Below are 16,388 nucleotides of genomic sequence, written 5' to 3' on the forward strand. Positions count from 1 at the left end.
TTGCAGGTTGTAAAGTTACCTTTCTACAACCTGCAAACTTCTTAACATGTCAACTTTATAACTTTTATTTTTCAACCGACTTGATAATTCTGTCCATTTCCTGGCCGATCTTTTCATCAAGCGGGTCAGGTTGATGTTCTTTCAAGGTCTTGCGGGCTTTTGATAATGCCCAATCGCGGGCATCGTCTTTTTTGTTTTCCCATTCGGAGTACGGACGGCGGTCCATGAATTGCGGCATGAACAATTCGCGCATGTGCTTGCGGGTGTGTTTCTGCGCAAGATAATGTCCGCCGGGGCCAACGTTGGCAATGGAATCCATGGCGAGTGTTTCGTCGTTGACTTCGATGCCTTGCATCATCTTGTGGACGATGGAGAAGATCTCGCAGTCCATCATCATCTCTGCATATGACCAGATGCGGCTGCCGTGCAGGAATCCGCATCCCAACAGCATATCGGACATAACCACACTTGCCATGAAACTGGACATTGCGCCTTCAAGACCAGCCTGCCAGTTGGGTTCCTTCGCGCCTGTGGCAAATGCGCCCATCGAAAGCGGGATGTTGTAGAAATCTGCCAGCACATTGGTCGCTGCGCCGAAGAGGAAGTCTTCGGGTCCACCGCCTGTATATGCGCCTGTCTTCAAATCGGACGCGGTTTGGGCTGCTGCGTAGAAAACGGGTGCGCCGGGGAAAGCAATTTGTAAAAGGGCGGTGGCTGTAATCACTTCCGCGTTGCCAACGGCGAGATTGCCGGCCATGGTGGTTGGACCTGTCGTTGCACAGGCCGCCATGGTCATAAAGCCTGTTGGAATCCCGACTTCAGCGGCAAGGAGCGCCGCGTCCAAACTTCCACCGTCATGTCCGAGCGGGGGAGCCGTGCATTGCATGAGCGAAAGTACGGGGCGATCCTTTAATTTATCTTTGCCGCCAGCAAGCAGCGCAGCCATTTCGATCGCGGCTTTGGCCTCTTCCACGTTGTAGATGGATTCGGTCTGCACGTGTTTGGTGGAACTTTCCCAAACGGCTTTCAATTCATGCAGTCCACGCGCTTCGACGGGGGCGTCTTGAGCCGAGACTGCGACCCAGTGAAAGGCCACTTCTTCGGTTGCATCGGCTATTCGCGCGATGTCGCGTACATCCTGCAGACATGAAGTCCGCTTTTCGCCGGTGTTGATGTCGATCACTTCCACACCGCAGCCATCTGTGCCGAGGTTGACGTGGTTGCCATCAAGCTGCAGATCCTGCTGTGGATCACGAGCCGCGAGTTTGTAGGCAGGCGGCGCTTTCTTGATCGCATCTTCGATGATCTGCGGTTTAACACGCACGATCTTCTTTTCGTGGTCCACTTCCGCGCCAACCGCTTCCCAGATTTCCAATGCGCGTTTGGACGGAAACCTCACGCCGACCTTTTCAATGATCTGCAGTGTGGCATTGTGGATTTTTTGTACATCTTCTTTTGTCAGCACCTCCAGTTTTAACTTTGGGTTGCTGATGGTCTTTATATTTTTCTGAGACATAAGGCCCTCCCGAGGCATATGTCTCTCCACTCTCTCTGTGTTGTAACTTTTTTGCTTTCAACAGCCCCGTATTTACCGGGATGTGTCAAGGCGTAGGGACGTAAATTATTGATCGCCCTTGCCAACCAGGTCCTTGGCGATCTTTACTGCGCCGATGGCGTCTTCGGAGTAGCCGTCCGCTTTGATCTTCTCTACCCAGTCACGGGTAATAGGCGCACCGCCAACCATCACTTTGATACGTGGGCGCAGACCTTCTTTATCCAACTCTTCGATCACTTCGCGCTGACGCACCATGGTGGTGGTTAACAATGCACTCATGCCGATGATCTGTGCATCAATCTCAAGTGCCTTGCCGATGATCTTGTCAGCGGGTTGATCCACACCTAGGTCAACGACTTCGAATCCGGAGGCGCTTAACATGGTGCCGACAAGGGTTTTGCCGATCTCGTGGATGTCACCTTCGACGGTGGCGAGAACCACTTTTCCCATCATCTCGCGCGCTTCACCGAGCTTGAGTAATTCAGGCTCCAACACAGCGACTGCCGCTTTCATCGCCTCGCCTGCCATGACCAACTCAGGGAGAAATGCCTCACCTTTTCCGAACTGATCACCAATATAATTGACCCCAATAACGAAGCCCTTGGTGATCGCATCCAGCGGATGCATGTTCAGCTCGATGGACTTCCTCGCGAGCTCTGCGGAAATATCAGAGTCCCCATCGATGATGCATTGAGCCATTTCCTTATAAAGTTCTTCAGACATGATTTAGCCTCCTTATTTCGATTTCTTTAACAAATGAGTTACTTGCTGTTCTTTTTCTTTTAGCAGATCAGCGGGGATCTTAAGATATTCCACCAGCCACCTGCCCGAATCCAAAACGTGTTCAAGAGATGCCTGAACCGCCCTGTCTGCATCATGCCTTGCAAGCGCATCCACGATCGCTCTGTGCTCTTCGTGAGTCTGCGATACGCTGCCCGAAAGTAATTCCGGATAACGATACAACGCTTCGTACAATAGCCAGTCTGGAAATGCGTTGGCCGTAACCGCATATAACTTGATCAACAAACTGTTCCCGGATGCATTGGCAATGGCTGAATGAAACTCGCGGCTTAACTGTCGTTCTCGAGGCATGTCGTTCAGTTTTACATACTTCTTCATTTCAACCAGGATCTTTTCAAGCCCTGCCACCTGCGCGGTTGTGATATTGATCGCCGCCTCACGGGCAGTGACTGCTTCGAGCACAAGCCTTAATCCGTACGCTTCCACCACATCCTGCGTGGACATTTCGCGAACGCGCACACCGCGATAGGGAACGCGCTCCGCCAGCCCGGCGGATACAAGCAAGTCAAGCGCTTCCCGCACAGGCGTCATACTCACGCCCATTTGGCTGGCAATTTCCTCCTGGCGCAACCAGTCACCAGGTCCGTATTTACCGGCAATGATCTGCCGATGAAGGGCATCGTAAATTTCCTCTTTGAGGGGTTTGTGGGTGAGTTCTTTTTCCATGGGTTGCCAATATGATTATATATTATATATAATTGGGGCGAATTTCGGAAGTACGAAATGTCACGAAAATTGTCACAAGTGCGGGCATTCCACTGTAAAAAAAACAGGATATCCGCCAGTGATAAAAAAAATTCGTTTGAGTTATACTCGGCATACTGGAGCACACATGTCTGAAATCGATCTGAATCCGCTAAAGCCTGCAATTGAATCCTATATTCCCCTCGGCCGCTCGGGCTTGATGCCCGCTTTGCATGCGGCACAAAAGATCTATGGATGGCTGCCTGAAGAGGTTGCATCTGAAGTTGCGAAGTCATTGCGTGTGCCGCTTGCAGATGTGCACGGCGTGATCGAATTCTATTCGCTTTATTATAACGAGCAGGTGGGACAGAAATTCATTCGAGTTTGTACCGACCCTGCCTGCGCATTAAAAGGCGCGGATGGACTCCTCAAACACCTATGTAAAAACTACAAAGTGGATGCGGGTCAGACGACCGATGACCTGTCTCTGACCATTGAGCAGAGTCCATGCCTTGGGCTTTGTGACCAGGCTCCCGCCGCACTCGTAGACGATGATGCCGAGACGAACATCTCACGCAATTTTCGCTCCTACGATATCGGCATTCCGCAATCGCTTGTTTATGGTTCGATCCGCGAGTTGACGATTAACTGTGGTGAAGGCACGACCACGCTCGCAAAATACGGCGAATATTCCGCCTACAAGAAAGCATTAAGTGTCAACCCCGAAGATATCATTGCCGAGATCAAAGCCAGCGGATTAGTCGGCCGTGGCGGCGCAGCATTCCCGACAGGCATCAAATGGGAAGGTGCAGCAAAAGCCAGTGCTGACCAAAAATATGTCATTTGCAATGCGGATGAATCTGAACCAGGTACATTCAAAGACCGCGTTTTGCTGTTGGATGATCCGCATCGCACCATCGAAGGCATGTGCATTACCGCATATGCGATCGGTGCGACAAAAGGTTATATCTACATTCGTGGGGAATACCCGTATATTGTTCCTGTTCTCGAAGAAGCCTTGAACGAAGCAAGAATGGCAGGTTATCTTGGAGAACGATTCGATATTGAAATCCGCGTCGGCGCTGGTGCCTACATTTGTGGCGAGGAGACCGCGCTGTTTGAATCGATCGAAGGGAAGCGCGGTTTTCCGCGTGTGAAGCCGCCCTTCCCGACGACGCACGGCGTGTTCGGCAAGCCAACTGTCATCAACAATGTTGAGACGATGTGCAACGTGCCGCTCATTATTGAAAAAGGCTTTGCCGAATACCGCAAGATCGGCACAGAAAAATCGCCTGGGCCAAAATTATTCTGCGTTTCTGGCGATGTTGCCAAACCTGGCGTATACGAAGTCCCCTTTGGCGTGACCTTGCGCGAACTGCTTGAAATGGCAGGCGGCGTGACAGGCAAAAAAGCATTGCAATCCGTGCTGTTTGGAGGCGCGGCTGGAGCCTTTGCCACTGCAGAACATCTCGACGTGAAAATGACCTTCGAGGATTTGCGCGCCGTTGGTTTGCCGCTTGGCTCCGGCGTGGTCATGGTCTTCGATGAAACCCGTGATATGCGCGACGTCTTGCAGAGATTGGGCCATTTCTTTGCCCATGAATCCTGCGGGAAATGCTATCCCTGCCAGATGGGTACGCAACGACAAATGGAGATCCTGAATCGCGTAGCGGCTGGGAAGACCCTGCCCGATGACTTGATCCGCTTGCAGGATGTCGGTTGGACGATGACAGAAGCAAGCCTGTGCGGCCTCGGTCAGACAGCTGCGGGTGCGGTGCTATCCGCGATGAAGTTGTGGCCCGCGTTGTTCGAAAGTGAAAAACCTGTTTTGAGCAAAGTGAAGGCTATCAAGGTTTCTAGAGTATCTAAGGTTGCAAAGGTAGAGGCGAAGTCTGCCAAGAAAAGTGCGACTAAAAAGGCTGTGACGAAGAAATCGGTCAAGCCTGCAAAGGCGAAGGCTGTAAAAAGCAAATCAAAGAAGTCGACCGCAAGTAAATCTGTGAAGAAACGTTAATCGTTGAGGCGAAATGACTGAAACCGTAAACCTAACCATTGATGGACAGGAAGTAAGTGCTGAGCAGGGCAAAACTCTGCTCGAAGTAGCCCGCGAAATGGGAAAGAATATCCCAACCATCTGTTTCCACGATGCGACGACAGCCAATGCCCTGTGCAGAATCTGTGTCGTCGAGGTGGAGGGGCAGAGAGTGCTCCAGCCAGCGTGCATCGTCAAGGCAGGAGCAGGCATGAAGGTCCAGACGCGAAGCGAGAAAGTCATCCGTGCGCGAAGGACGATTTTGGAAATGCTTGCCTCCACGATGGATCTTTCCGAAGCGGCAGAGATCCAGCAGATGATGATTGAGTATGGTGCTTCATCGGAGCGTTTCCCTGGTGCTGAGCGGCGCGAGTCGGAAATCAAGGATGACAACCCGATGTATATCCGCGATTACTCGAAGTGTTTGCTGTGCTGGCGCTGCGTGCAGGTCTGCGCGGAGGATGCGCAATATACCTTTGCAATCAACTTCGATGGGCGCGGATTTGAGACCCAGATCGGCACGTTCTTCGACAAAGCCATTCCGCAGACATCTTGCGTAATGTGCGGACAATGTGTGGGCGTGTGCCCAACAGGTGCATTGAAACCGAAACGCGAATTTTTATTGGAACAAGGCATGAGCCCGAGTGAGATCAGCGTGATGAATACGGGCAGAAAACAGAGGAAGCCGCGATGATCAAATCTGACCGAGTTACCACAACAACCTTGTCCCTACTGCGGAGTGGGTTGCACTTTGCAACTGCACGTCAAAGATGATTTTATTTACAAGGTGACCAGCCCGTTCGATTCGCCTGTTAATCACGGAAATTTGTGCGTGAAAGGCCGTTTCGGGTATGACTTCATTTATCACCCAAAGCGCACGACAACGCCGCTGGTACGTCGCTATTTACTCGAAGGCAAGCCGAAGCCCGCAGGCCGCGAACAGGTTTTTGCGGTCAGCACAGATGGCAAGCCGATTCCTGATTCGAAAATTTCCAATGATTGGGATTGGGTCGAGACGGATTGGGATACCGCGCTGAATTTCGTAACCGATAACCTTGTCCGCATTTATCAGCGTGACGGTTCGGATGCGATGGCGGTTTATTGCTGTGCGAAGGCCACCAACGAAGATAATTATCTTTTGCAAAAGATGTATCGCTCGCTCTTCCGCACCAATAATGTGGATCACTGCACGCGCCTGTGCCATGCAGGTTCCGTGGTGGCGCTTCAACAGGCAGTTGGCTCCTCGGCGATGAGCAATACCGCTTCACAGGTCATCATGAACGATGTGTTCATTGTGACGGGTTCGAATACCTCCGAAAATCATCCCATCATTGCCTTGCAAATGAAGGAAGCCGTGCAAAAATACGGCGCGAAAATGATCGTGATCGACCCGCGCCGCATCGACCTGGTTGACATGGCAGAGATGTGGCTTCCGCTCAAGCCGGGCACGAACGTGCCTGTTTTCTCTGCAATGGCGCATGTGATCGTGAAAGAGAATTTGATCAATCACGAGTTCATTGCCAATCGCACAGAAGGTTATCAGGATTTTGTCGAGTCGCTTGAAAAATTCACCCCCGAATATGCCGAGGAGATTTCAGGTGTGCCTGCCGAAGATATTCGCAAGGCGGCGCGCATGTATGCGGGTGCGAAGAATGGCGCGATTTATTGGGGTATGGGAATTTCCCAGCTTTCACATGGTACGGCATCTGCGATGGCTTTGATCCATTTGGCATTTCTTACAGGGCATATTGGCCGTGATGGCACGGGGCTCAATCCCTTGCGCGGACAGAACAATGTGCAAGGTGCCAGCGATATGGGCTCCATGCCCTTCCATTATCCTGGTTACATGCGTGTGGATAATCTTGAAAATCGCGCAAAATGGGAAAAGGCTTGGAATATCGAAGAAGGCGGCTTGAGTCTCAAACTTGGTCTGACCACCACTGAAATTCTCAGCCATGCGCACGAAGGCGGTGTGCGTGCGTTGTACATCATGGGCGAGAACCCGATGATGTCGGAACCGAATCTCAATGAAACTCGCAAGCATATGCTGGAGTTGGAATTCATCGTTGCGCAGGACATTTTCATTAATGAGAGCGGTTCCTTTGCGGATGTTTTCCTGCCTGCGACTCCCTTTGCCGAAAAAGATGGGACTTTCTCGAATACGGATCGCCGCGTACAACGCGTCCGCGCGGCTCAGGCTCCCCGTGGAATGGCCCGCCCCGATTGGCAGATCATCTGCGATTTGGCATTACGCATCGAATCGCGCCTTGGCAGGCCTACTGCAAAATGGGATTACTCCAACCCGGAAGAGGTTCTGCGCGAGATGGGCAGCATAAATTCTGATTATGCAGGTATCACGTATGAGCGCATTGATAAAGTTGGTTTGATCTACCCAGTGCCTTCGATGGACCACCCCGGCACGCCGACCCTCTTTACTGAATCCTTCCCGCGTGGACGCGGTAAATTCCATCAGTTGGATTACGTCCCTGTGCGCGAGGAAGCAGATGATGAATATCCGTTCATCCTCACTACGGGCCGCTTGCTTGAGCATTGGCACGGCGGAACCATGACGCGAAATTCCGCGCTTAATGAGATCTACCCTGAAGCGCGTGTGGAAATTCATCCTGCTGATGCGGAGATTCATGGCATTCGAAACGGCGACCCTGTCAAAGTCCAGAGCAGACGCGGTGAGATCATTGTCCGTGCCACAGTGACAGAAAAGACATCCATTGGCGTCGTCTTTCTCCCGTGGCACTTTGCCGAATCTGCCGCGAATTTGCTGACGAATGATGCGCTCGACCCACAGGCAAAAATTCCCGAATTCAAGGCGTGCGCGGTGCAGGTCTTCCCTGCGAGGGAAAATGACCTGCCAAACCCTGAAATCGTTTTGAATAGAGGCAGGTATTAGAATAAAAAGCCCCGAGAATTTCTCGGGGCTTTTTTGACTCAATTTTCTTGGTTTGGAAGTCGGTATGACCGTTTATTCGCACTCGGGTAAGGCCAAGGTTTCGATGATGCACCCATTGCTTGTGGAGGTGACCGGGGCGCAGCATCCTTCTGCTGTATTGAAACCGAACCCAGCCTGGCATTGATTGGATGTTTCCAGTGTATTTGTGCAGGCTGAATTGCAAAAAGAGACCTGAAAATTCGTGTCTGCCGGGCCGGTGCAGGAAATTCGAGGTTCACCATAACTGTTCTCGACCTCGTTGATGCAAGTGAACCCGGGTGTGAGTACCTCGAAAGTCGTGTCAGGAGACAGGGTGTACAAACCATATGAACCGCTGTCGATGCAGAACAGGTCGGTTATGTCATAGGTTGGCTCGCTGCAACTTGGGGTCTGGCTGGCTGTGCAAACTTCCAAATATGAAGGCACGTCTCCACCCGTTGCAGGGATCAAGGTTGACTCTTCCGGTACGATGTTAAATGGTTCACATGTTTGATTGTATTCTTCAGTTGGAAAATACTGCTTCCATTGAATATCTGTCAAGTCGCCGCCTGTGATGGTGCAGGCTTTTTGTACCCAGGACTCCGGGGTGATATCCCAGAAAATAATGTTGCCGCTGCGCCCCTGTGATGCAAGGAAACCTCCTGAGGAATTGAATTCAACGGTGCCAACACTGCCGACATGCCCAACCATCTTGCTGATCAGGATGGAAACTTCAGGGTTGGAAACATTCCATAGGTTAACATATTTGTCGTAACTGCCGGAGGCCAGTTTGGTCCCATCGGGGCTAAAGGCAACGGAGGTTACCCAATCGGAATGGTTGGCGAGCGTGTCCGCTTTTTGCGGATTGAGTGGGTCGGCCACGTTCCACAAGATAATATTTTTGTCCTTGCCGGCGCTTACAAGCAGACTGGGGTTTAGAGGGTTGAAGACCACTGACTGGATCTGGTTGGAATGACCTTCCAACACAGCCAACCGGCTGGGTTTGGAGATGTCTGAAATATCCCATAGAACGACATTGTTGCCCGCAATGGCCGCCAGGAGTTTTCCCTCTGCGTTAAAGGCCAAGTCACTGAATTCATTGGAATCTTGGGGAAGGGTGGAAAGTTTTACCGGCTTTTTGGGGTCACTAATATCCCAAAAAACAACTTTTTCGCCGTTGACAGCGAGTATTTTCCCATCCGCACTAAACTCGATGGCGTTGACTGTTTCTCCGCTCATAGTGATTGTGCCTAGTTTGGAGAAATCTTTCATGTTCCATAGGGTCGCAGTTTCATCGAAGTCCATGGAAGCCATTAAGCTTCCATCATTATTGAATATCACAATGCTTGCTGGACCATCTTGCGTTTTGAGTTTCACGGGATTCGAAAGATCGGAAATGTCCCAGGTTGTCATCCTGTATTCATTGTCAACGGAGAGGAGGATATTGCTATTGGGTTGAAAGGCCATGTCGATCATGCTTCCATCAATGGAACCGAGCTCCATTTCAGTTTTGGGCTGGACGGAATCCCAAATCATGATGGCGCCGTCGCGGCTTCCGGATAACAACATATTGTTCCTGCTCTCAAATATTACAACGTTGACTCCCAATGAATGCCCGTTGATGGTGCGGGTTTTGATGGGGGAGGATTTATCTGTAACATCCCACAAGACGACTTGCGCGTTGGTTTCGGTGCTGCTGGAAGCCAAAGTGTTCCCATCTGTGCTAAAGGCCAGGCTATTGATCGCGAAGGAATGTCCGCTCCAACTGCTTAAGAATGAAGGTGCGGCAGGATCGGTGACATCCCAAAGCGCAATAATCGTGCCTCCATCTCCCACCGCCAGTGTGTTTTCGTCCGGGCTGAGCGCCAATCCGTACACCCAATTCCCGTAGCCATTCATTGTGGAGAGCATGACGGGGACTTCAGGGTTCTGGACATCCCATGCAAGGATGCTTCCATCGCTTCGCGAGAAGAAAAGGAGATTCTTGTTTGGGTTGAAAATTATCCTTGTTATATCCAGCTCTTCATCTCCGCTTTCCAGTTGAGTTAATTCAACGGGCGATTTCGGGTTGGATACATCGAAAAGCACGACAACGTTATTGACGTCGCTGTGGATTTTTAATGATGTGAGGATTTTTCCATCCAAGGTAAAGCCGAGGTTGGTGTAGTATCCGTCAGTTTTGCTGATCAGTTTCGGGGTGGATGGGTCGGCTACGTCCCATAAAATGAGTTCGTAATCGGAAGATGTCGCCAGAGTTTTTCCATCAGCGCTAAATATCACACTTTCCACAGGACCGGTGAATTCTTCCAATGTTTTTAGTTTTACTGGGAAGGCGGGGTTTGAAATATCCCATAAATTGACGGTGTAATCCCAACTGCCGGAAGCCAGGATGGTTTGATCCGGGCTGAGTGCGATGGTGTTAACCCAGTCTGCATGCCCAAGCAGGATCTGGCGCAGCCCCGGATTACTTTGAAGGATCTTGGTGATCGCGCTTTGCGTGTTCACGTCGTTGATCTTGTTGTCTTTGGCGTGAAGGTAGGCTTCCACGCTCAGGAGCAGGGCTTCGTTGAAACTTTGGTCGATCTTCGACATGGCCAGTGCCGATAATTGGTTGATCTTCGCTTCGGTTTCTTTCAGCAGTGCAAGATTTTTTGCCGTGGCTTCCCGCTGTTCGCTTTCATTTGCTCTTTCGGCTTCATTGGCGGCCAGCCTGGCAGAGTTCAAGCCATACACGGCCAATGCAAACATAATGACCGCCGCAATGGCAACAAAGACGGTTGTCCATCTCCTTTGTTGATCGGTTGCATGGCGGCTTTTTAAAATGTATTCGCGGTGCAGGTCGGTTGGGTGCGGGTCTTTCGAGGTGTTAAGCGCCAGCTGACTTTCTGCATCGTGCAGGTCCTGCCCGCGCAGGAGAAAACTTTTGTCCTTGTTTTTGTTTTTCCATTCCAGTGCGCGGACAAGCAGGCGCCTATGGTTCTCAACCCATTCGAAGTCTGTGTTAATGCCCAACAATAGTTTTTTGAAGGATGCATCGAAATCATCCTGCTCGCGGAAGAATATCCAGTTGAGGTGCGAGAATGCTGCGGGTACTTCATCTTCTTTGACATCGCGCACCACCAACGGGATCAGGCGTTTGTTGTTTTTGACCGCATGCGCAATTTCATCCCCGCAGACTTTCGATTTCGCAGAATCCGGACTGAGGAGGAATAGAAATACATCTGATTCCTCGATGCCGTTTTCGATCTTCTTCATAAAATCCACAGTGGGAGGGATGCCTTCCCAATCCACCCAGAACTCAAGCTCGCTTTTTTGCAGTTCTTCGGTCAGGCGTTTTGTAAATTCAGTGTCTTTTCGGGAATAGGAGACGAAGACTTTTGCCATGTGGCGCTCCTTGCCTTGGTAGTCGCAGGATTTTTCTTCGATAAGCTTTGTAAGTATTTGTATTTTACAATGAAATCTGTGTTTGTCATATATATTGGACGAAATTTCGAGCTATTGATTACAATGTCCTCATGACAAAGCCCTATCTCGTCCCTCTCACCGAAATTCGCCGCGAGCATGAAGTGTTAAAGTCGCGCTTCATTGCCACGCTTGCCCCTGCTTTTTCCATCGACGAAGCGCGGGCGTTTATGAAACGCATCCGTGCCGAATTTGCGGACGCGAGTCATAACGTGCCTGTGTACATCATCGGTGGCGGAAATACGGTCACGGAATATTTTTCAGATGATGGAGAACCGGTCGGGACTTCGGGGAAGCCTGCTCTGGCGGTCCTACGCGGCAGTGGACTTGGCGATGTGGTTTTGGTCGTCACCCGCTATTTCGGCGGGACCCTGCTCGGCACAGGTGGATTGGTCAAAGCCTACACCGAGGCCGCGCAATCTGTGGTCAACACCGTGGAGCGCGGACGTAGAGTCCCTGTCCATGTGGCGATGATGGCGATTCCCTACAACCTGCTCGAGCGGGTGCGTCTGTTGGTTTCAAAAGATCACGGAAAGATTCTGGGGGAAGATTATGCCGGGGATATCACGCTTACTTTGCTGTTCCCAATTGAGAATTTCGATGCCTTTCAGGCAGATATGCGCGAACTCTCGGCTGGGAAGATTCAGGCGGAAGTAATTGAGTCGAAGGAAGAGATCGTTCCTGCGGCTTAGAGATTATCCACTTCCTGCAAAATATTCCACGTGAAGGTGAGTGTGTCTTGCAGTGACTGTTTGTCAATGAACTCGATTCGGTCAGACATTTGATGCCAGTGAGAGACAGCCTGTTCGGGGTTGGGGAAGGCCGAAGAGACAGTCAGTGCGATGAGTCCCTGTTTGGTTGCGGGCAGGGCATCGGTGTAAGCCTCTCCATTTGCTTCGATCAGACTTCGTGATAACCCAAAATTTGCATTTCGCGCCAACTGAAGCGCCCGTGGATGTGTTTTGTATTTGCGGATCAAGCCGTCTTCGGTGACGGTTTTTAGCTGCCCCGCGCCGACTTCGTCGAGAATAATGTAGATGGCGTCTTTGCCCAATGCTTCTGCGTGTTTCTTCAAGTAGGCGATGATGCCGTGCGCCCCTGTTTCTTCGCAGTCGGTAAAGATGAAGTTGACCGTTGTGTTCATCAACGGCTCCGCGTGAAGGCGTTCTGCAATGGCAAGGATGATGCCAGTGCCTGAGGCATTGTCATTGGCCCCCGGGGAAAATGGTGTGAATTCAGCCGAGATGACCAAAACCAGCGCGTACATTTGCACAAGCCCAAAAAGCAGACCTGCCCATCGAAACCAATTCAAATCCAGCAGGCTTCCCAATCCGAATGTCAATGCGCTCAATGCCATGCTCAAAAAAGCCCCAGTGACAGAAACCCCAAATGCTTTTTGCCAGGCTGTGGATGAATAGAAGATCGGCGTGCGGTGTGTATCGAGATGGGAACACAATACGATCTGGCGTTTGGGTTTGTTTTGCGGAGAAACTGCCCCAGTGACGTTAAATGTTTCGGCGGTCGGAATCAGCCAGCGGGTCCAGTTGGATGCGAATTCACTTTCCGCATACATGGCCCAGGTGCCGAGGAAGTTCATCAGGGCTGCGATTCCGAGGGCGATTCGATTTCCAAAAAATAAAGCGAGGCTGGTCCCGACGAGTGCCGAGGCAAAGGCCAGCACAAAAGGCAGGTAGGTGGATGCCACGCCACGAAACGGCTCAAGTTCGACTTGGCCTGCTCCCGCTGATCTCAAGGCTTCGGCGGAATATTCTGCCGCCCGCCGATGATTTGGGCTGCAACTGCCGCGCCCGCCGATGGTTTCTGAAAGATGACGAATGTGTTCGAACGCGCGCTGGGCGTAATCCATTCTTGTTGCCTTTGTTGTTAGAGCTTTCTACTTGCTTTTTCCACCAGATACACGATGGAAACATAATCTCTGCCCGTGGCTTCTTTCATGCCAATTTCGCAGGTGATGTTGGAAGAGTAATAGCCGCCGTATTCTTTTGCAAGGACTTCGGCGCTTTCTTTTTCGGTGGCGGAGGCGGTGAGTTCGGGATGGGTGAGGCCGCGGTCGCCTGCGAAGGCGCAGCAACCGAGGTTGAACGGCACAACTGCGGATTTGGCGCATTGCCTGGCGATGGCGTGCATTTTTGAATCGAGGTTGAGTTTGCGGGCGGAGCAGTTGGGGTGCAGGATGACTTCTTCGTCCACGGGGTGGATTTCGAGTTTAGGCAGGACATGGTCGTGCAAAAATTCCACGCCATCGAGAATGGTGAGTTGACTCCAGATGGTTTTGTCTTCGGGTGTGAGGTCATCGCCGCAGGTTTTGAGCGTGTGTGTGCAGGAGGTGGTGTCGATGACGATGGGGTATTTTCCATGCTCAGACCATTTCCACATCTGCATGAGGGTTTTGTGAAGAGAGGCCTGATACGCAGATTTGTATCCCTTGGAAGAGAAGGGCATGCCGCAGCAGTGACCCTCGGTGTTGACAGGGATTTGTAGATTGATGTTTGCCCGCTTGGCGATCGTGAGGAAGGCTTCGCTGAGTGACAGGTTGAAGGTTTCAGGTTGAATGTTGGAAGAGTTTGGAGCCTGTGACTTGGAATCTGGAATTCCCAATTGACGTGAAATGCAGGAGGGGAAGTAGATGAATTCCTTTGAACCGCCAAGGCCGCAAAGACCGCTAAGATTTTTTGTGCGGTGCGGAATGGATTTGTTCCATTTTGGTAATTTTGTTCCCTTAATTTTTTCAACAGTGACCGAAATAGATTTGACTCCATTCACGCCAATTACTTTCTCTGCGGCATGTCCGAGTGAAACACCAATTCCAGTTACTTTTTCTGCTACACCAAAATTTTCAACAATCCACTCTGCGGACTTGTTACTTGTTACTCGTTTCTCACGTAGCTTCTTTATAAACTTTCCCGTGTCAATTCCCACAGGGCAGGCAGTTCCGCATAAGCCGTCGAGGGCGCATGTGTCGATTCCAGCGTAGGCGTAGGCTGTCGAAACAGAATCAATTTCGGGTGAGTTTGAATCGACGAGGCGCATCGAAGCGAGTTCTCTTTGGACGACGATGCGCTGTCTGGGAGTCAGAGTCAGCCTGCGGCTTGGACATTTCGGCTCGCAGAATCCACATTCGATGCATTTGTCAATTTCGGGCGCAACGAGTGACAGCGATTTCAAGTGGGTGACATGCGCCTTCGGGTCATCATTGATGAGCACGTTTGGGTTCAACATTCCATCAGGGTCAAGCAATGACTTGAGGTTGCGCATGATGGAATAGGCTTCGCTGCCCCATTCGGTTTCGACGAACGGCGCCATGTTGCGGCCCGTGCCGTGTTCGGCTTTGAGCGAGCCATCATATTTGCCGCTGACGATCTTCACCATCGCTTGCATAAAATTGTCGAAGTGATTGATCTGCTCGGGCGTATCGAAAGCCTGATTGATGAGAAAATGCAAATTGCCATCTTTCGCGTGACCGAAGATGACGCCCTCGGCGTAACCGAAATCATCGAAGAGATGACGCAGGTCGGTGACGGCATTGGCAAGATGCTCAACGGGAAAGGCAACATCTTCATTGACCGAAGTTGTGCCGCGCGGACGCATCGCGCCGACCGATGCAATGATGCCTTTGCGCGGTTTCCACAATGCAGCTTGTTGAATCGGGTCATCGGTAAATTCGACGTCGTGAATCAGTTTAAGCTCACCGATGACGCGCTGCGCTTCTTTCTTAAACTGAAGCATGGATTCTGAATCTGCAGCCTGATACTCCACCAGAATCGCCGCCGCGCCATTGGGCAGTTGCTTGAGAATGGCAGGCACGCCCGCGTTGTTTTCCACCGCCCGCAGGGACTCTCTGTCCATGATCTCTGCCGCGCGCGCACCCGATTGCTTGATGGGGTAAATCGCCGCCGCCGCATCACGGATGTTTTTGAAATACATCTGTCCTGTGTATTTGTGGGTGAAATCGGGCAAAGTGTGGAGCACACCCTCGGCGATGAATCCGAGCGTACCTTCAGAACCGATCAACAAATGGACGAGAATATCAAGCGGTGAGTCGAAATCGAGAAAGGCATTGAGCAGGTAGCCGTTGTTGTTCTTGATCTGGTAGCGTTTGGCGATGCGGGTTGAAAGTTGAAGGTTGGAGGTTACACGTTCTTTGAGTTCAAGCAGACCTTTGGCGATCTGCGGTTGTTCGTTCTCAAAAATCTGATTTGCATTCGGGTCGGCTGTATCCAGCACAAATCCATTTGGCAAAACAAAGGTCATCGAGTGGATGGTTTTGTACGAATTCTCGGTGGTGCCGCAGCACATGCCGCTGGAATTGTTCGCGAGGATTCCGCCCATCATACACGCATCAATGGAAGCAGGGTCTGGGCCGATGCGCCGTCCGTGCGGCTTGAGCACGTTGTTGAGAAATCCGCCCACGATCCCAGGCTGAAAGCGGATTCGGTTCACATCGGCTTCCACGCTGAATTCCCCCCAATGTTTGGAAATATCCACCAGAATCCCATCCGTCACTGCCTGCCCCGAAAGACTCGTCCCTGCCGCGCGGAAGGTCATCGGGATTTTATTTTGCTGGCTGAATTTGAAAAGCGATTGAATTTCCCCGATGGAATTCGGCTGCACCACCGCCTGCGGCACCAGCCGAAAATACGAAGCGTCATTGGCATAAGCGATGCGGTCAATCAAACGGTCACGGATGCGCGAGGCGGGGAGGATGGTGGTGAGGTTCATGGGCATATTATAAGACCTCGGAGATTTTTGAAATCTACGAGGTCTCTAAAAGGCTTTTCTTTGGCTGGGGCGGGTTCATTGGCGTTTGCGTGCTTTTAGCCCAACGGGGTATCTCGTTTCCATTGAGGTCAGGCTTAGGTTCGCGTGTTTCTTTACAAACCCATTGGGGCGGGTGGTTGGTTAGGCTT

At 51.3% G+C, this 16,388-nt stretch carries 10 protein-coding genes; 4 read left to right on the forward strand and 6 right to left on the reverse strand.

Features of this window, described 5'->3' with window-relative positions; genetic code table 11:
• Nucleotides 1–64 precede the first annotated feature (64 nt).
• The 3 genes from IPI86_RS19965 to IPI86_RS19975 form a co-directional block, all read right to left on the reverse strand.
• Nucleotides 65–1,534 (reverse strand): trimethylamine methyltransferase family protein, encoded by a 1,470-nt coding sequence (locus IPI86_RS19965; RefSeq protein ID WP_345299778.1) that lies wholly within the window; start codon nucleotides 1,532–1,534, stop codon nucleotides 65–67.
• A gap of 87 nt (nucleotides 1,535–1,621) precedes the next feature.
• Entirely contained in the window at nucleotides 1,622–2,278 is a 657-nt protein-coding gene (locus IPI86_RS19970; protein ID WP_345299779.1) for a B12-binding domain-containing protein, read from the reverse strand.
• Nucleotides 2,279–2,290: 12 nt separating this feature from the next.
• A complete protein-coding gene (locus IPI86_RS19975) occupies nucleotides 2,291–3,022 on the reverse strand; it encodes a GntR family transcriptional regulator (RefSeq protein ID WP_345299780.1) in 732 nt (243 codons plus the stop codon).
• 166 nt (nucleotides 3,023–3,188) lie between these two features.
• Between IPI86_RS19975 and IPI86_RS19980 the strand changes: the two genes are divergently transcribed.
• Genes IPI86_RS19980 through fdhF form a run of 3 tightly spaced genes read left to right on the forward strand, consistent with a single transcriptional unit; the run spans nucleotide 3,189 to nucleotide 7,980 of the window.
• Entirely contained in the window at nucleotides 3,189–5,054 is a 1,866-nt protein-coding gene (locus IPI86_RS19980) for an NAD(P)H-dependent oxidoreductase subunit E (protein WP_345299781.1), read from the forward strand.
• Nucleotides 5,055–5,067: 13 nt separating this feature from the next.
• The gene (locus IPI86_RS19985) at nucleotides 5,068–5,766 is read left to right on the forward strand and encodes a 2Fe-2S iron-sulfur cluster-binding protein (RefSeq protein ID WP_345299782.1); all 699 of its coding nucleotides are present in this window, start codon (nucleotides 5,068–5,070) and stop codon (nucleotides 5,764–5,766) included.
• Nucleotides 5,767–5,772: 6 nt separating this feature from the next.
• Entirely contained in the window at nucleotides 5,773–7,980 is a 2,208-nt protein-coding gene (gene fdhF / locus IPI86_RS19990; protein WP_345299926.1) for a formate dehydrogenase subunit alpha, read from the forward strand.
• Nucleotides 7,981–8,052: 72 nt separating this feature from the next.
• Here fdhF and IPI86_RS19995 read toward each other — a convergent pair whose 3' ends face one another.
• Nucleotides 8,053–11,382, reverse strand: coding sequence for a TIR domain-containing protein (locus IPI86_RS19995; protein WP_345299783.1), 3,330 nt, complete (start codon nucleotides 11,380–11,382; stop codon nucleotides 8,053–8,055).
• A gap of 131 nt (nucleotides 11,383–11,513) precedes the next feature.
• Here IPI86_RS19995 and IPI86_RS20000 point away from each other — a divergent pair, with 131 nt between their 5' ends.
• The gene (locus tag IPI86_RS20000) at nucleotides 11,514–12,152 is read left to right on the forward strand and encodes a YigZ family protein (protein WP_345299784.1); all 639 of its coding nucleotides are present in this window, start codon (nucleotides 11,514–11,516) and stop codon (nucleotides 12,150–12,152) included.
• Here the strand turns inward: IPI86_RS20000 and IPI86_RS20005 are convergent.
• Together IPI86_RS20005 and IPI86_RS20010 are read right to left on the reverse strand one after the other, a co-directional pair.
• Nucleotides 12,149–13,327 (reverse strand): M28 family peptidase, encoded by a 1,179-nt coding sequence (locus IPI86_RS20005; RefSeq protein ID WP_345299785.1) that lies wholly within the window; start codon nucleotides 13,325–13,327, stop codon nucleotides 12,149–12,151. The two genes, IPI86_RS20000 and IPI86_RS20005, sit on opposite strands and share 4 nt — an antisense overlap.
• 17 nt (nucleotides 13,328–13,344) lie before the next feature.
• On the reverse strand, nucleotides 13,345–16,206 hold the full coding sequence (locus IPI86_RS20010) for an FAD-binding and (Fe-S)-binding domain-containing protein (protein ID WP_345299786.1): 2,862 nt from the start codon (nucleotides 16,204–16,206) through the stop codon (nucleotides 13,345–13,347).
• Nucleotides 16,207–16,388 lie beyond the last annotated feature (182 nt).

The sequence above is a fragment of the Candidatus Villigracilis affinis genome (assembly GCF_016705895.1).
Classification (GTDB): Bacteria; Chloroflexota; Anaerolineae; order Anaerolineales; family Villigracilaceae; genus Villigracilis; species Villigracilis affinis.